The sequence below is a fragment of the Mycoplasmopsis pullorum genome (assembly GCF_001900245.1).
Lineage (GTDB): Bacteria > Bacillota_I > Bacilli_A > Mycoplasmatales > Metamycoplasmataceae > Mycoplasmopsis > Mycoplasmopsis pullorum.
In genome coordinates this window covers 45,052-61,827 of record NZ_CP017813.1, presented here as the reverse complement: position 1 = coordinate 61,827, position 16,776 = coordinate 45,052, and the positions used below count along the sequence as shown (strand labels likewise).

The window sequence follows — 16,776 nt, the reverse complement described above, 5'->3', positions numbered from 1 at the left end:
AAAGAGCTATTTTTTTTAATTTGATTACATAAATGTAATGATTTTAAAAAACTTTGTCATTTTTTTTAAATTTACTACATTTATGTAATGAATTTAAAAAATTTGTAAATTATACTCATTCAAGCTTGTGAACTTTAGGTCACCACCGTGAAATTAAATAGAAAAGAAAAACACAGACCTCTTACTTATAATGATCTGTGTTTTATCTATTTATATATGAATTAGTTTGAAAAAGCTCTTGTTAATTCGTCTTTTACTCACTTAAATGTTTGGTTAAATTGTGGATAATCATTAGTTGTTGTATTACTAAATAAATTCTTTAATGCATCTAGTAATTCAGTATTTTGACCTAATAATTTCTCGATATACAATAACATTCCTAAAGAATTTAATTTTTCTTTTGCAGATTCATTGTTTTCTTTTAATTTTGTTTGTGTTAAATCAGAAGATAATTTTGAAATAGGGTGTTCAAATAATGGTTTTAATTCTTCACTTAATTTAACTTTTTGTCTTTGATCAGCACTAGAAATACCAAAACTTAATTTTCTTAATGTATCAACAAAAGCTCTTGTATTTTTTTCATTGTTAATTGTAAATAATTTATCATTTTTGATTAAATTATTAATAACTATTTTTGTTTGAGACGCAATTGAATCAATACCATCTACATCTTTTTTAGCAATCATTACAACTAATCTTGGTAATAACAATTGTTCAAAATGTAAAGGATTGTCGATAAACTTACCTTTACCTCAAGCAAAGTTTCCATGAAGTGTAACAGTATAATTTGTGATATTTTTTACATAAATATCAAGAACACGAACAGCATTTGCATAAATTTCAGGAGTAAGAACATCAGTGCCGTAAATTAATGCTCCAGCAATTTTACTTGGAATTGCAAATCATGTTGGATATGTAGCAGATGTTGATGCATCATATTTTGTTCCGTCAGAACCAGTTAATTCATCTGAGAAGTAATTAGTAAAGAAGTATTGGACAAAATCATTAATAATTTTTTTAGTTTCATCATTTTTTACAGATGCTGTACCATTAGCATATTGATTTACTAATTTAATGAATTTTGGAAATGCATTATTTAATTTTATTAAAGCATCTTTATTTGTGGCTTCAGTGTTATTTGATGCTTTATTTTGAGCAATTTCTTTTGCTTGTGCAGCATTAGATGCAAAACTTAAAAATACTGCAACAGGATCATCTTTGTAAATTTTTTCATCAGCAGTGTATTCTATTTTTTTATTAAACTCTAAAATCTTATTGTTTAATTCTGTTGTCTCAGAATCTTCTGCTAACACATGATTTGATGCTTTAACAGCGTCTGAACCAAAAATTTGTCCAGAAGTAATTAATTTTTCTTTAAAGTAATCAACTCCAGCACCTTCTTCATCAACAACTACTTCATGGTCGCTAATTTGAGCTTGTGTACCAGATGAAGTTTTTGTTAAAGTAAATGATACTTTTGATTTTCCTGTGATTTTTGATTCAATTGTAAAGTTTCAGTTCGAAATTTCATATCCATCTGGATTTGCAGGTTGAGTTGATGAATTAATTGATACGGCAACTTCTTGAGCTTTTGCTTCAACGATTGCTATATCAGTGGCGAATCCAGTGAGTACATCAAATTCTTTAGTTGTATCTTCGTAACCATCTTGTTTAAAGATTCCGGCAACTTTTAAAGTTCCTTGGTTATCATTTGCTTTTCTAAGAATAAATTCAACACTAATACCATCGTGAGCAGCATCTCCATAATCAACTACTAAGTCAGTTGTCGAACTTGATATGTCTACATTAGATGGTAATTTTGTTTTTGCATTATCACTAGCACTTAATGAAACATTTTGCAATGATACTGCTAATTGATTGATTTTGAATCCATCAAATTCAAAAGTGTGTTCTGCTTTTGGTGTATCTGATTGATTAGTTTTTAATTTTAATGAAAGTTTGTATTTTAAAGTACCAGTTTGATCATTTGCTTCACTGAATTCTTTATCAAAAATTACAACATTATCTGGAACGACAATTGGATTAAACGCTTCATTTGTTACACGACTTGGATAAGTTTGAGTTTTATCAAAATCATCTTTTAGTGTTACACTTAGACCTTCTCTAACTTGATCTAAGTAAGCTTGTTCAGTAATGAATCCGTTAATTACAAGATCATCAGTTGTAGAGGTTTTACCTTTAAATTCAATTTTGTAACTTACAACTAAAGAACCGGTTTTGTTGTTTGGTTTTAAAACAACATCTTTAACTTTAATTTCTGAGTTACTTACTTTTAATTTTAATCTATCAATTGTTACTTCACTAGCTAAAGTGTTTGCTCTTGAAGCTTCTTCAGCATAAGCGTGTGAGATAGTGTGTTCAGGAACTTCAAGCTGTACGTAGGTTACGTATTTGCTGAATAAACTAATTTTTTCTTTATTATTAGTTTCGTCCAATAATTCCAAGGTTAATAATAATTGATTTGGTTTTTCTGGATCTTCTTGAGTCAATTTAAGATTTCATTTTTCAAAAGGTAATGTTTGTGCTGCAATTGTAGGAATAAATTTAGCATATCTATCATTAAGACGTTTTTGATCTAAGAATACGTTTGCTTTGTTTTGTGCATTAAAGTCACTCACAAATTTTTCAACTGTTTCTCAAGAATTACGTGTTAATAATAATGAGTTAAATCTAGCAGGACGCATTAAGATTTGAGTGTCAAAGAATTTAGTAAATGTATTTTCAAGAATTTCATACTCAGCTAATTTTAAGTTTTTAGCTAATTGTAATCATTTTGAATTATTTTCTAAAACTTTATCTAATTTTCATTTAGCTTTATACTCATTACTTAATTTTGCCGAGAAGTATTGCACAGCAAAATCTAAATCTTTATATGCAGTATAAATTGATGAATTTAAAGAAATTGTTAAATTCAATAATCTTACTGTATTAATTAGAGCAGAAAGAGTTGTATCGTCTTTATCAAAGTCACTTGGTAAAAGAACTTCCTTTTCGATTAAGTTTTGGTAAACTTCGACTAATTTTGGAGCTAAATTATCTAAATCGTGATTTGGATCGTCATTAATTAAACTAAACAATTTGGCAATTAAGACATCATTAACATGGTTTGGACGATCAAATAATTTATTTCCATAAGTGTTTTTACTATATGGTAAAGGTGCATAGTGTGTTAAATCACTAACAAAATAGTTAATTGCTTTAGCAGCTTTTTTAACTACTTCATCTGCAAAACTTCCGTCCATACGGTACAATAAGTTTTTTGCCAATAAATTTGGAACACTAATGTATCAAATTCCATAAGGTCCATATTCGTTTTGTACTACTAAGTCACCATTAACTTCTTTAGTTCCATAGTAGTAATTATCAATAAAGTCACTAAAGTAACCTTGTAAGAAACGAGTTAATTCTGGTTTTTGGAATTCAGCATGTGCAATGTTTAATGAATTAAGTGGTGTAATCACATTTTTTAAATCATCAAAAATTACAGCTAAAGCACTTTTTTCTTCATCAAATTTACGTTTTTTATCAACGATTACTTCTGCTTGTGAAGCGACTAAATTACTAAATTCTTCAACTTTAGCTAAAGCAGTTGCAGGATCTGCAATTTGTGCTTTTAAGTAAATTAAGGTTAAAACACGATCTTTAGCAATTTCTTTTTCTTCATCACTTAAGTCATTTCTGTTTGCAAATTTAATAATTGCATATAATAAATCGCTAAATTGATCCGCTTTAGAATTGTAGTAACCAACATAAGTATTTAAGTTGTCATTAACTAATTGAACAATATTACTTACTTCTTGCAAGTTAAATACTTTAGCAACACGATATGATTCATTACCGTCACTAATGCTAAAGTGAGCAATTAAACGACCTTCGAATGGATTAACTACATAATTAACCTCACTTAAAGTTATACCTTCTCCAGCATTAATTAATTTAAAGCTTGGAATATTTTTACGAATTGCTTTTAAGCTTAATGGATTATCTGAAATGGTTGAATACAATTTAATACGGTTGTAAGCTTCAAATAATTTTGGATTATTTAATTTAAGTAATTCTAATTCACTTAAATCTTTAAATCCAGTTAATTGAACTAAACGCTCATTTGATTTTTTACCATCTTGAGTTAATTTAAAGCTAACTGATAAACTGTTGCTTCCTTGTGCACTTAAGACTACATCAGTTACTAAGTCGCTTACTTGGTTATTGATTTTAAATACTAAGTTTTCAACTTTAACTTGTGTTGCAGTTAATTCTGCAGCTTTAAGTCCGCTTGCAAGCGAAACATTTACTTGTTTAATTAATTCGTTTAATTTAGACTCAACACTTTCAACTGGATCAGTAGGTGTCCCTGAACCAGATTGGTCTGGTTGCTCAGGTTGTTTTGGTTCACTTGGAACTTCACTTAAGTTTGGATAATTAAAGCTAAATTCCTTGTGTAAGATTTGTTGTTGATCTTGTAGTTTTGATAAATCAGCTACATAAAAATCAACAACTAATTTATCATTAACTCTTTTAGCTTCTGTATAGTAACCAAAAAAGTCTAAGTAAAGTGCATTTTCATTACTTAAGAAAGTTGGTAATTTAGTAGCAAATAATTCAGCACTCTTTTTAAGATATTTTTCTGAAATCGCTTCGTCTTCTTTAACACGTTCAAATGGTAAAGTAGCATTTGCAATCCGCAAGATTTTAAATGCATTATTATAATTTTTAATAAAAGTATCTAAAGGTGTTTTTTGTGCATAAGCATCGTTAAGTCTAACATTTTTAAAGATTTGGTCAATGTTGACTACATCACTCATATCTTCATAGTCGGTTTTTGGTGGATTAGTAATACCTGGTTTAGTTGAAGGTAATGATCAATCTCCACCGCTATTGTTGGTGCTTCCAGTTCCAACTCTTTTAAAATTACATGAGATACTTGCTGCTCCTAAAAGACCAGTAGCAATTAATGTAGTTGAACCAACGATTAATTTATAAAATCTTTTCTTAGTTTTTTTCATTTTCTACCTCTTGAACTCTGAATCAAACATTGTGTTTTTCACCATTTTCTTCTGCTATGCTATTGTATAAGGTAAATCCAGTCGCATCATATTTTTTAAATGCAGCAGTTTCTTTTGAGTTTTGGATTTTTGTATAAACAACACGAGGGTTACTAATTTGTCTTGTGTCGATTAATTTTAATGAACGGTCAATGATAACTTCTGAATTACGGTCATCATAGTCAGTTGAATGAACAATGTCTCATGTTTGATCAGCATTAACTCTAACTACCATAGTTGTTGGACGAGCAAAATGCATTACACCAAGTCCTGCAATCTCAACTCCTTTTTCAACTTTTTGAACGTATTCTTTATCCACACCGAAGTTCTTTCTTGATTCAATTTCTTCAACGAATGAACTAATGAAGTAGTATTGTTGATTATCTTTTGTATATTTAACAACAATATAATCACGGTTGTTAACTAAGATTTGAATATTTTGTAAAACATTCAAGTATTCTTGTTGTTTTTGTGGATTATAGTTTGGAATTTGTGAATATGCGAAGTATTCATCTTTTTGAGTATCATGATCAAAGTAAAGTCATGAGAATTGATTTTCTAATTTATCTTTTTCTTTGATTAGTGTACGAGTATCGTTAGCAATTACGGCATATTTTGAATTCACTTCAGTTTTAGCATGAGCGGTATTTTTAAGAATTACATATGCATTAGTTTCATTTGTAGTTGCATCATGGTAAACGAAGTTTTGGTATCCTTTGTTGTTAATCTTAATTGATTCTTCACTAAATCCTGATTCAGAATATTTACTTGCTGCTTTAGGATCAGCATTTTTAATTGCGGCACGATTTTCGATTGTTGTGTAAATATCTTTTTGTGTGTTGTTATTTGCGGCGGTGTTGTTTGAGTCAACATTACCAACTACAATTAATTGATTGTCAATCATTAAGTAAGTTTTGTATGTTGCAAGTGCATTACTTCAGTTTTGCACACGAGCTTTAACAAAACCGATTTGGTCAATGATAATACCATTGTTGTATGAGTGGTTTACTCTTAATGATAAATCATCTTCAATTTTCTTTCTCTTGTCTCTTAAAGAATCTTGGAATGCTTTATATTTAAGAGTTTCATCTTGGATACGTTTAATTTCAGCAGCATCTTCAGATTTTCATTTTGTTGGATCAGGTCCAAACTTTTTAACTAAATCTTCAGGTAAAACGTATTTGTCAATTGCATCAAATTGCGAACTTCTTCATGCACTAACACCCGCGATTTTTTCACGTGGAACAATTGAGTAATAGTCGTTTGCATAAGGTTCATTATTATCGCTTGTGTGTAATAACACAGCTCCATCAGTGTAGTAGTAGCTTTCTAAGTTTTCACCAAGAGTAGCTTCAGTAAATCCGATTTTTCTACCGTGGAAAGCAAGGTTGAACATAAAATCATCTTGTTTTCACACGTAACGGTCTTGACTTTTTGAGAATACTAAACCGTTGTTTAATCTTGCTAAATCAACTCCAACTGGTACGTTTGCTTGATCTTTAAGCAATTCAGTTTCAGCTGAAGGTTGGTTGTATTTGTTAAAGTAAGAAGTTTCGTAGTATTTTCAATCTTCATTAGTTCTTGCTTCTTCAACCATTTTTTCTTTTGAAATGTACTCACTTAAACGATTAATGTAAGTTGTTTTGATTTTGTATTTGGTACCAAGAGCACTTAATTGTTCTTTAGAAAAGTGTGAAACTTGGTCGATAATGAAATTATGTAAACGAGCTTTATATTTAGATGGAGCATTTTCAACTAAGAATGTGAATGCTCCTAAAATATTAAGACCTTTTTGTTTATCTGAATAAGGTGAACGAACAATTGAACGACCATTTAATGTATCAGAAATTGAACCTTGGAACATGTAAGGCATAACTGCTAATTCAATAAATTGGTAAACTTTTTCGAATCTAGCATCAGTTGAAATATCTAAATCTGTTCCAGCAAAGTAAGCGAAAATGTCTCCAATTCCGGTGAAAAGAACTTCACCATAAGAACCAGTATATGGTAAATTGTCGTGTTGGATGAATGAACCATCGTAGTAGAAACCGTCTCCGTGTTCAACAAAGTTTCTAAATAAGTTGTCATAAAGAGCTTCAATTGCGTCATTGATTTTATCTTGATCTTGCATTAAAATGTTTGCAAGTAAGATTGGTTTTGCATTATCAATAACATTTGCTCCAGTTTGTAATCTTTTGTTAGTTACTGGTACATAGTTTAAAATAGCAGTTTTAGCAGCTCCACCATAACGAGCATTTGGTAAGAAGTAGTTAATTCCAGCTGTTCAACCTTCAACCATTTCTTGAGTTGCTTTAACTTTAGCTGCATCACTTGAATTTAAGTCTTCTTCTAAGATTTTGAATAACACGATCATTAATTTAGTTAAATCACGTGGAATACCAATTTCATAGAATCATCAGTTAACAAATTGCTGTTGACCTGCGTAAAAGTAATTTTTACCTAAGTCATTCATAATTTCGATAATTGCAGCTTTTAAATCAGCTGAGTGATAAAGTGGATTGTTGCGATTTGTACTTGTTTTTTCAAGTAAGTATGATTGTGCTAAGAACAATAATTTTTGAATAGTAGTACGCACATAAGGTGCATCTGAGTAACCTTGGTCAATGATCGTATTTTTCTCAAGGTCTTTAACTACTTGCTTTTCTTTACGGTAAATTAATTCATTTGCTTCTTTAATTGCTTGATTTTCACGTACTTTATAGGCTAAAGCTTTTTCTTGTACAGTAGCTTTGCTATTTATTTTTATACCATTATCAAAAGTTGAAGAGTAGTAGAAATTTGCTAAAGGATTGTTTGGAAAAACACCTAAACGGTATTTTCTGAGCATTTTTCCACTTCAGTTAATTGCATTGTCCATATCTTTAATGTTGGCTGCTGTTAAATCTTTTTGATCGAATGAATCAGCTAGATATGGCATACCTTGTGAGATTAAAACATTATCAACAATTTTGGCATATTGGTCTAAACCTAATTTAACATAAGGTTTAAACCCTTCAAGCACCACATCAATTTTTGCTTGTTCACCACTTTTTGAGTCGTTAACTAAAATTGTTGCGTACAAGGTTGTTGAATAACGACGTTTTTCATCTAAAAACTTATTAAGCTCTTCCAAGGTTGAGTTAGGTTGGTCATGTTTGAATTGAGCTGTTAAATCATTTTTTTCTTGTGGACTTAAAGAGTCAGCAATTACATCATATTGAAATCCTATAGGAACAATTTTGTTAGTTCAATCAAGATATGAATATAACATTTGCATTCTTTGTGGTTGATCAACACCATTAATTACATTCGCTGCAACATTTGCATTAATTGATTTAATTGCTTCAGTATTTGGTGTATATTTCATAAATTTATGCAAGTCACGAGCAGCTTTAGGAATTGGTACTCCGTATTCATTTGCTGTAACTCATTTATAGTTAACTCCAGTGTTATCACATGAAATGACACTTAAAGAAGTCATTGTCACCACTGCTGAAGAACCAAGAATTAATTTATTGATTTTTTTCATAACATTACTACCTTTCAATTTTTTTAATGTTACTCTTGTAACCTAAAATATCACTTCAGTTGGCCAAGTTATTGTCACCTTCGTAAATATTTTTGATTGCATAAGCATTACGAGATGCGTTTAAAATTTCTTCATTGCTTAATTTTAATAATAATGCAGTAACCAAGGCTGATGCAAATGAATCACCAGAACCAATTGGAAAACGATCTTCGTATTCTAAAATATCACTTTCGTAATATTGTTTATCTTTAAATAAAAATGATTTAACACATGCTTTAGTTGTAAATCCTTTTGATGGAGTTGCGAGAATTTCGATATTTGGATATTTTTCAAGCATTGATTGTGAATTAATTTTGAATTGTTCTAAATCAAGCATTTGTGAAAGTGGTTGGTACACTTGTGAGATTCAACCAATTACCACATCAGCATAGATAATAAATTTTTCAATTTCAGCACGAAACGCATCATAACTACTTCATAATTTTGAACGGTAGTTTAAGTCTAAAATGATTTTAATTCCTTGAGTTCGTGCATGTTTAATTAACTTAAGAATAAATGTATTGATCTTTGAATTAAGTGCTAAGGTAATTCCTGAAATAAATATATATTCCACATTGCTTAGCAACTTATCAGAATCAACATTGGCTAAAGTTGTTTCATAAGTATCGTAATATGAGCTGTATTTACGGTCATAAAAGACTTGCATATTTTTAAAAGTGTTCTTAGGTAAAGTATAATAAGTCCCTATTCGACCACTTTGATGTACTAATTGCGATTCAACATTGTTTGCATTCATATGTTGAAGCAAATTAGGATAAAAAACCGAATCAAAATCAACTACACTAAAAAATTTAGATCCGTTGATTCAACGTCCGACATTAGCAGCGACATTTAATGTGTCACCACCAATGTAATAATTTAATTGATTGGTTTCAAGTTGACTATTTTTTAAAATACTTAAACGTACTAAAACTTCACCAATGGTTAAAACTTTACCATGTTGGTTTGAATTATTGTGCATCTTTAACTTTTGCGACTAATTTTGCAGCGTGTGCAACTTTTTCGGCTGGAGTTTGTCCTTTAAAGAGACTTGATCCAACTGAAACCGCGATGCAACCAGCATTTAGTCAATCAGTTACATTTTCCAAATCAACTCCGCCAGAAGGCATGAAGTTTAAAAATGGAAATGGTTTAAGCACATCACTAACAAATTTGTGTCCTAAAATCCCTGAAGGGAACAATTTTAATACTTTCACACCAAGATTGTAAGCATCCAATGCTTCTTTTGGTGTAAAAACCCCAGGTAAATAAAGGATGTCATGTTCAAGACACACATCCAATACTTCTTTACTAAAAGCTGGAGAAACAATAAAATCAGGATTGTATGATTTTAATTCTTCCATTTGTTGAGCACTAATTACTGTTCCAAATCCAAATGCTAAATCTGGATGTTGTGATTTAAAGTGAGTTAGTAATTGTGCATAATTAGGACAAGTTAGTGTAATTTCGATTAGTTTTATACCAGCTTGAATTGCATATTCAATGCTTTGGTGAGCTTTTTGCGGATCAACTTCTCTAATTACAGCGACAACTTTGTGAGCTTTTAAAAAAGAGAAGTTAGTTTCTAACGAGATAATCAACCTCCATCAACCGGAATAATTGCACCGTTGATGTAGTCACTTGCTTTAGATGATAAGAACACAATTGTTCCCATCAATTCCTCAGTTTCACCTCAGTGGTTGGCTGGAATTCTTGATAAAATTTCAGCATTTCTTTTTTCGTCTGCACGAATAGGTGCAGTATTTGCAGTATTAATGTATCCAGGTGCGATTGCATTAACTTGAATGTTAAATTCAGCTAATTCGTTTGCAAAAGCTTTAGTTAAACCAGCAACTGCGTGCTTACTTGCAGTGTAGGCAGGAACGAATTTTCCACCTTGGAATGACAACATTGAAGCAACGTTAACAATTTTTCCACCACCTTGTTTTTTCATTACTTGTGCAACTTTTTGACTTAAAAATCACACTGCATTTAAGTTAATATCAATAACTCTGTGTCATGATTCTTTTTTGTATTCTAAAAGAGGTTCACGAATAATGGTTCCAGCGTTGTTAATTAAAACATCTATACGACCAAATTTTTCAAGTGTTTTTTGTACCAATAAATCAACATCATTTTCTAAAGTTAAATTCCCTTGAACTAGCAATAATTCAAAGTTATTTTCTTTGGCAAAAGTTTCGATTTCAGCTGTATTTGTGTCAAAGTGACTTACTACAACTTTTGCTCCACTCTTACCTAAAGCTTTGGCATAAGCTAATCCAAGACCAGTGTTTCCACCAGTAACAATAATAACCTTATCCTTAACTGAAAAGTAATCTAAATTAAACATTTTATTTCTTTTTTCCTTTTTTTGTTTTTGATTTTAATCTTTTAGCAATGTCTTCGTTATAGAATCCTAAAATGTAATTTTTATTTACCTTAACTACTGTATTATCAGCAATTTCAACAAAAAGAATTTGACCTTGTTTTTCTTTGACAATTCCAAACATTCCGCTTGCTAATAAAACTTCATCATCAACTTTGATACTTGCAATTAATTCTTCTTTACGTTTTTGATCTTTTTCATAACGCTTTTTGCGTAAGTAAGGAAATACAGCAATCACAAAAATTAAATAAATTAAAATTAATCCACCAAGTACTCAAACTCCAATATTTTGCACAGCATAGGCTCAAGCATTGGTTGAGCTAGTATTGGTATTTGATTCAGCAAGTATTGTAATTACATTTTGATTCATTTCAACTCCAATCGATTGTTTAAGATTTGTTGTTCTTGACTAAATTATTAAAAGATATTTTGCATTGAGAAACGATTTAAGTTTTCAAATTTTTCTTTACAATATTCAACCATTTCAGCATGGTCGTTTGCACCAAAGATTAATGCTTTAAATGTTAAATCAAGCATTAATGCTACCGAAAGACCGGCATAAACTAAAACATTTTTCTTTTGTGCAGTTGATAAATAATCAACAATAGTAATGTGTGGTGAACCACCAGGTAAGTCAGCGAATACTAAGGTAGGTGTGTCATCAGCAAAGTATGCTTCTAATTTTTCTCTTAATTCGTTAGTTGGATGTTCATCATTAATAAAGAAGTGTTGAATTCCTTCTTCAAAACCACCAACAAACTCTAAGAATGATCTAACACCTTGTGGAAACTCAGCATGTCCGATAATTAAAACTCTATATTTCATAAAATTAAGCTCCTAAGATTCCAAACACCCCAGCTGTCACTCCAACTAAAACAGTTACAATGATAACTTTATATGGTGTTCATTTGTATTTAGTAAGCATTATGTAGATGAAGATTACTCATAATCCAGCAGCTAATAATGGCACGATGTTATTTAAAATTTGTTGTACGCTAATAACTTTAATTTGAAAACCTTGTGCACCAGCATCAATTCTTTGAGCAAATTCTAAAGCGAAGTTCACTTTGGTTAATCTAACTGCTAAAGCAGCAATAACAGCAACCCCGATCATTGATGAAACTCTAATAATTGTTTGCATTTGCACAGCTAATGAAGAAATAACTCTTTCTCCTAATTTGTATCCTAAAATACCAAGTGATAATCTAATAGTAATTAAGATAATGTTCATTCCTAAAAGGAATGCAACAGGTCCTAAAATTGATCCACTTTGAGCAAAACCAATCGCAATAATCGACATAAGAGGGAAAATCGCGTATTGTGTTAATGAGTCACCAATACCAGCAAGAGGTCCCATCAATGACATCTTAATAGTACGTGCGTCATCTAAAGATTGACCTGCTGCAAGTAATGATAAGTGAACTGATGTAATTAAAGTAATTGTTTGTGAGTTTGAGTTAAAAAATTCTAAGTTTGATACTAAGGCATCTCTTAATTGTGTAGTTTTTGCACCATAAATTCTTTTAAGTGCTGGATAAATAACATTAGAATATCCAATCCCTTGGAAGTTTGCGTAGTTAAATCCATTTTGTAATAAATATGAACGAAGAGAAATTCAAATAAAAATTCATAAAGATAACTTTTTAGTTTCTAATTGACCATCATTTTGAATTTGAACAAAATCATTTCTAGATTCCATCTTCATACTCTCCTTTCTCATTTTGTGTATTTGAGTGTGCAGGTGTAGCTGCAGCTTGTGGTTGTAATTTATCTAATCCAACTAATTTTGGAATACTAATAATAATTAACACGAATGCAGTAATTGCAATTGCTAATCCTAAAACTGAGAAGTTTGTTCCGGTTGCAACTGAAATTGCGTTGAATACAAGAGCTAAGAAATATCCTAAAAGTGCGAATCCCATGTATTCTTTTTTCAACATAACTTTTAAGATTAAAGCGAATCCAAGTGCTGGAAGCATTCCACCAGCTACTCTAAATCCGGTTCTTAATCATTCTGGTAAGTTGTTAGCAACTTTTGCTAAATGTTCTGCTCCGAAACCAACAGCACATCCAAAGGCAAAAGTTAAAATCATTAATGATACTAATGTTGTGTTTGAGTAAATTGAGAATAATCACATTTTACCTTTTTTAACTGCGTTAGTAGCAAGTTGGCTAAGTGGTGCCATACCTGTAAATAACACTGTAATAATTAATTGCATTAAAATTCCAACTGGAACACTATATCCGATGTAAACTCCGGCGTCAGTAATTGACATTAACCCTTCAGTTTGAGCTGCTGCACGAGCAGAAATAGCCACCACTGGAGCGAAAATACCAGGTGCGATTGGATCAGGTGGTCTAACCCCTCCTTGCGAAATACCAAAACCTAGTCAAACAGTTTGACCAGCAGCACCGACAATAATACAGTTTGCTAATGCGTCTTTGTCAACACCTGAAAGAATTACACCAACACCAGTTGCATAAATAAGCGGTGTAGCTGTATAGTTACCAAGTAGTGTCCCCGTAACCGCAATAGCAGCTCATAAACCAATAAACAAAGCATGTGCTCATGTTATCATTGTTTCTCCTTTTCTTTTTTATTTTTTATTTTTCTTTTTAAAGATTAATCTTCGATTAATTTACTTGTTTCTACTAAACCTTTTGTAACACCTGGCAAGGTTTGAGTATTAAATAACACACCAGCTTCATGCATTTCTTTAATTAAAGCTCTTTCGCTTTCACTTAAATTAACTGATGAAGTAATTTTTTTACGATCTTCTCTAGTGTGAGTATTTCCGATGTTTACTTCTTTAATTGGTAAACCAGCTTTTCATAATTTGTGCATTGAATCGATATCTTTAACAACTAAATAGAATTTTTGTCATTCAGAAGCTTTTGGTCAGATTTCGATTAATTTGTCTAATGAATAGAAACTAATTCTAACACCTTGTGGTACAGTAACTTTCATTAAATCTTGTTGTGTTTGGTTTGTTGCTACATCATCATTAGCAACAATAACTGAGTTAGCACCATTAACTTGCATTCAAATTGAAGCTTGTCCGTGCATTAATCTTTCGTCAACTCTTGCGTGAATAATAACAGCCATATTTTTCTCCTATCAATATGGATCTCAATCCATATATAATCTCATTAATGCTTCAAGGTAGAAGTAATCTCCTCAAATATTTCCTTCATCAACACCTTTGTTTGTGTGTCATGAGTAAACACCGTGGAATAAAATTGGACTTCCTAAGTGTTCTTCTAAGTTAGCGTATTTAGTTGCTAAAGAATAAACGATTGATTTAGAAATTTTTAAGTAGGTATCTTTTAATTCTTGTGAATCTAAGAATTTTGAAACTTCTAATAATCCGCACACAGTAATTGCTGATGCTGATGAGTCACGTGAGTGAGTATCATCATTATTAAAAATTAAATCTCAGTATGCAACATTATCTAAACCAATGTTATTTAAAAATTGATTAACAACTTTTTGGTGAATTGCAAGTGTATCCTTGTCTAATTTTGGATCATTTGCAGCGTATTTTAATGTCAATGGAATTCCATAAACACCTCATGATTGACCACGTGCTCAACATGAATCATCTGAATAACCTTGTCTGGTTTTTCCAAATAATGGTTGATTAGTTTTTGGATCAAAGTAGTAGGTGTGGAATGTTGTACCATCTTCACGAATTACAGTATGTAACGAAGTATTGAAATGTTCAATTGCAATGTTGTAGTAATTTTGACGTTTTAAATCATTACTATTTTGACTTGCTCAGTATAAAAGCGGAATGTTTAATAAACAGTCAACAATTAAACGATAGTTTTCTTCTTCGTTCATGTTACCTCAAGCCTTAATGAATTTAGCTTCATCAAGATATCTTGATGCTAAATTATCAGCAGCTAATAAGGCAGCTTCTTTAGCTTTTTCGTCTTTAGTTAATTTGTAGTAAGCAACACATGAAAGAGAGTATAAAAATCCCATGTCATGGTGATTAACTTCAATTTTATTTACGATTCTGTCGTAATATGAATCAACATGTTTTTTGGCTAAGTCTAAATATTTTGGATTTTTAGTGTATTCATAAGCTAATAACACTAATCCACTTCAAAATCCATCAGTTCATTCAATGTTATCCATTTTTTTGTAGATATTTGAAAATGTGTTTGGACTTTGGAATGAATCTCCAAAATATTCAATATTACGATCGATTTGAGCAATCGCTTTTTCAATCGCATTTTCTAAAAATTTCTTATCAACTTTTTCTCAGTTTTTTTCAAGTTTTGCTATATCGATTAATTCTTTATTATTATTGATAAACATTTTATTTTAGATCTTTAGTTTTAACACCTTGCATGTCGGTATAATCTAAATTCTCACCTCCCATAGCCCAGATAAATGAGTAATTTGATGTTCCAACACCTGAGTGAATTGATCATGATGGTGATATAACAAAATCATTGTTTTTAACAACTAAATGTCTTGTTTCTTGTGGTTGCCCCATGAAGTGGAAAACACGATGTTCTTCACTTAAGTCAAAGTATAGATAACATTCTGTTCTTCTTTCATGTGTATGACAAGGCATTGTGTTTCACATATTATTAGGTTCTAAGATTGTCATCCCCATTAATAGCGAGTTTGTTTGACAAACATTTGGATGGAAAAATTGATAAATTGTTCTTGTATTGCTTTCTGCAGCACTTCCTAAATGGATTGCTTTAGCTTCTTTAATATTAACTTTTGTAACAGGATATTCTTTTAATCCTAATGTTGAAAATCCGTAGAATAATGCAGGATTCTTTGGATCTAGTGATTTAAAAGCAACTTTTTGATTACCAACTGGTAAATATAAACCATCTCTATTTTCTAAAACTTCCACACCACCATCAAAGTGGATTTCTCCAGCTCCACCAAGATTAATGATTCCACATTCTCTTCTTTCTAAGAAGAATTTTGAACCAATTTCACTACTTAATTCTAAGTTTAATGTTTCGTGAACCGGTTTAGCACCAAATGCGATGATACGATCGTAGTGAAGATAGTTTAATTGAATTTTTTCATCGACAAATAAATTTTCAACTAAAAAGTTTTCTCTTAATTTATTTGTATCTAATGTTTTAACTTCTTCTGCAGATTTTGCATAATAAGTTTTCATTTATTATTTATCCTTTCCAAAACTTAATAATTTTTTAGCACTTTTTCCATTTTTTTCAACGTTGTCCCGAGCAACTTCACCAGCTGTAACATTATTTGTTTTCGCAATAAAGAAGTGTGAGTAAACTATCATTAAAATAGCACCAACCCCAACTCCAATAAAGCTTAATAATTCAAATGTCACAAATGCTTGAACAACGAATAAAACGATAGAAACGTAAGCATAAATTTTTTTACCTGATTTTGCAATAGCGAATTCTCAAAGAATTCAACCAGCACCTAATAAGACAATTGATAATCATCCTAAACTTCTAGGAATATTAATTAAAATATCTAAGATGTGACCAGACTTAGCAGAGTCTTGGTTGTGATCACCATCACCGAATTGACCAGTGAACATAAAGTACACACCTATTAGGTTTATTAAAAGTAAAATAAAAATTAAATACTTAACATATTTTTTAACTTTTTCTGCTGACATTTTGACCTCCTACAAATAATTTTATTTGATAGTTTTCATCCTATTTTTTAATGCATATTTTATGCTAGAATATGAAAAAAACAGGTATTTTTTACCTGTTTTATTATTTTGAGAATCTAA

The 16,776-nt window shown here is 30.7% G+C and carries 13 protein-coding genes; all 13 read right to left on the bottom strand.

Annotation, left to right across the window (positions count from 1 at the left end; genetic code table 4):
- Window positions 1-221 precede the first annotated feature (221 nt).
- The 13 genes from BLA55_RS00255 to BLA55_RS00195 are packed head-to-tail and all read right to left on the bottom strand — an operon-like array spanning window position 222 to window position 16,656.
- Window positions 222-5,024 (bottom strand): lipoprotein 17-related variable surface protein, encoded by a 4,803-nt coding sequence (locus BLA55_RS00255; RefSeq protein ID WP_073372132.1) that lies wholly within the window; start codon window positions 5,022-5,024, stop codon window positions 222-224.
- Entirely contained in the window at window positions 5,011-8,592 is a 3,582-nt protein-coding gene (locus BLA55_RS00250) for a polysaccharide lyase family 8 super-sandwich domain-containing protein (RefSeq protein ID WP_073372131.1), read from the bottom strand. Before BLA55_RS00250 ends, BLA55_RS00255 begins: the two co-directional genes overlap by 14 nt.
- A gap of 7 nt (window positions 8,593-8,599) precedes the next feature.
- Window positions 8,600-9,613, bottom strand: coding sequence for a PfkB family carbohydrate kinase (locus tag BLA55_RS00245; protein WP_073372130.1), 1,014 nt, complete (start codon window positions 9,611-9,613; stop codon window positions 8,600-8,602).
- On the bottom strand, window positions 9,603-10,232 hold the full coding sequence (locus tag BLA55_RS00240; RefSeq protein ID WP_235631835.1) for a bifunctional 4-hydroxy-2-oxoglutarate aldolase/2-dehydro-3-deoxy-phosphogluconate aldolase: 630 nt from the start codon (window positions 10,230-10,232) through the stop codon (window positions 9,603-9,605). Before BLA55_RS00240 ends, BLA55_RS00245 begins: the two co-directional genes overlap by 11 nt.
- Entirely contained in the window at window positions 10,217-10,981 is a 765-nt protein-coding gene (kduD, locus tag BLA55_RS00235; protein ID WP_073372129.1) for a 2-dehydro-3-deoxy-D-gluconate 5-dehydrogenase KduD, read from the bottom strand. Before kduD ends, BLA55_RS00240 begins: the two co-directional genes overlap by 16 nt.
- Before the next feature lies 1 nt (window position 10,982).
- A complete protein-coding gene (yajC, locus tag BLA55_RS00230; protein ID WP_084107605.1) occupies window positions 10,983-11,387 on the bottom strand; it encodes a preprotein translocase subunit YajC in 405 nt (134 codons plus the stop codon).
- 47 nt (window positions 11,388-11,434) lie between these two features.
- Window positions 11,435-11,842, bottom strand: coding sequence for a PTS sugar transporter subunit IIA domain-containing protein (locus BLA55_RS00225; RefSeq protein WP_073372128.1), 408 nt, complete (start codon window positions 11,840-11,842; stop codon window positions 11,435-11,437).
- Window positions 11,843-11,846: 4 nt separating this feature from the next.
- Window positions 11,847-12,716 carry a PTS system mannose/fructose/sorbose family transporter subunit IID gene (locus BLA55_RS00220; protein WP_235631834.1) on the bottom strand — a complete coding sequence of 290 codons (870 nt, stop codon included), beginning with the start codon at window positions 12,714-12,716 and terminating at the stop codon, window positions 11,847-11,849.
- Entirely contained in the window at window positions 12,706-13,596 is an 891-nt protein-coding gene (locus BLA55_RS00215; RefSeq protein WP_073372127.1) for a PTS sugar transporter subunit IIC, read from the bottom strand. Before BLA55_RS00215 ends, BLA55_RS00220 begins: the two co-directional genes overlap by 11 nt.
- A 44-nt stretch (window positions 13,597-13,640) precedes the next feature.
- Window positions 13,641-14,123 carry a PTS sugar transporter subunit IIB gene (locus tag BLA55_RS00210; RefSeq protein WP_073372126.1) on the bottom strand — a complete coding sequence of 161 codons (483 nt, stop codon included), beginning with the start codon at window positions 14,121-14,123 and terminating at the stop codon, window positions 13,641-13,643.
- Between the two features lie 9 nt (window positions 14,124-14,132).
- Window positions 14,133-15,344, bottom strand: coding sequence for a glycoside hydrolase family 88 protein (locus BLA55_RS00205; protein WP_073372125.1), 1,212 nt, complete (start codon window positions 15,342-15,344; stop codon window positions 14,133-14,135).
- A gap of 1 nt (window position 15,345) precedes the next feature.
- The gene (gene kduI, locus BLA55_RS00200) at window positions 15,346-16,176 is read right to left on the bottom strand and encodes a 5-dehydro-4-deoxy-D-glucuronate isomerase (RefSeq protein WP_073372124.1); all 831 of its coding nucleotides are present in this window, start codon (window positions 16,174-16,176) and stop codon (window positions 15,346-15,348) included.
- A 3-nt stretch (window positions 16,177-16,179) separates the two neighbouring features.
- Window positions 16,180-16,656 (bottom strand): hypothetical protein, encoded by a 477-nt coding sequence (locus tag BLA55_RS00195; protein WP_073372123.1) that lies wholly within the window; start codon window positions 16,654-16,656, stop codon window positions 16,180-16,182.
- Window positions 16,657-16,776: the final 120 nt, after the last annotated feature.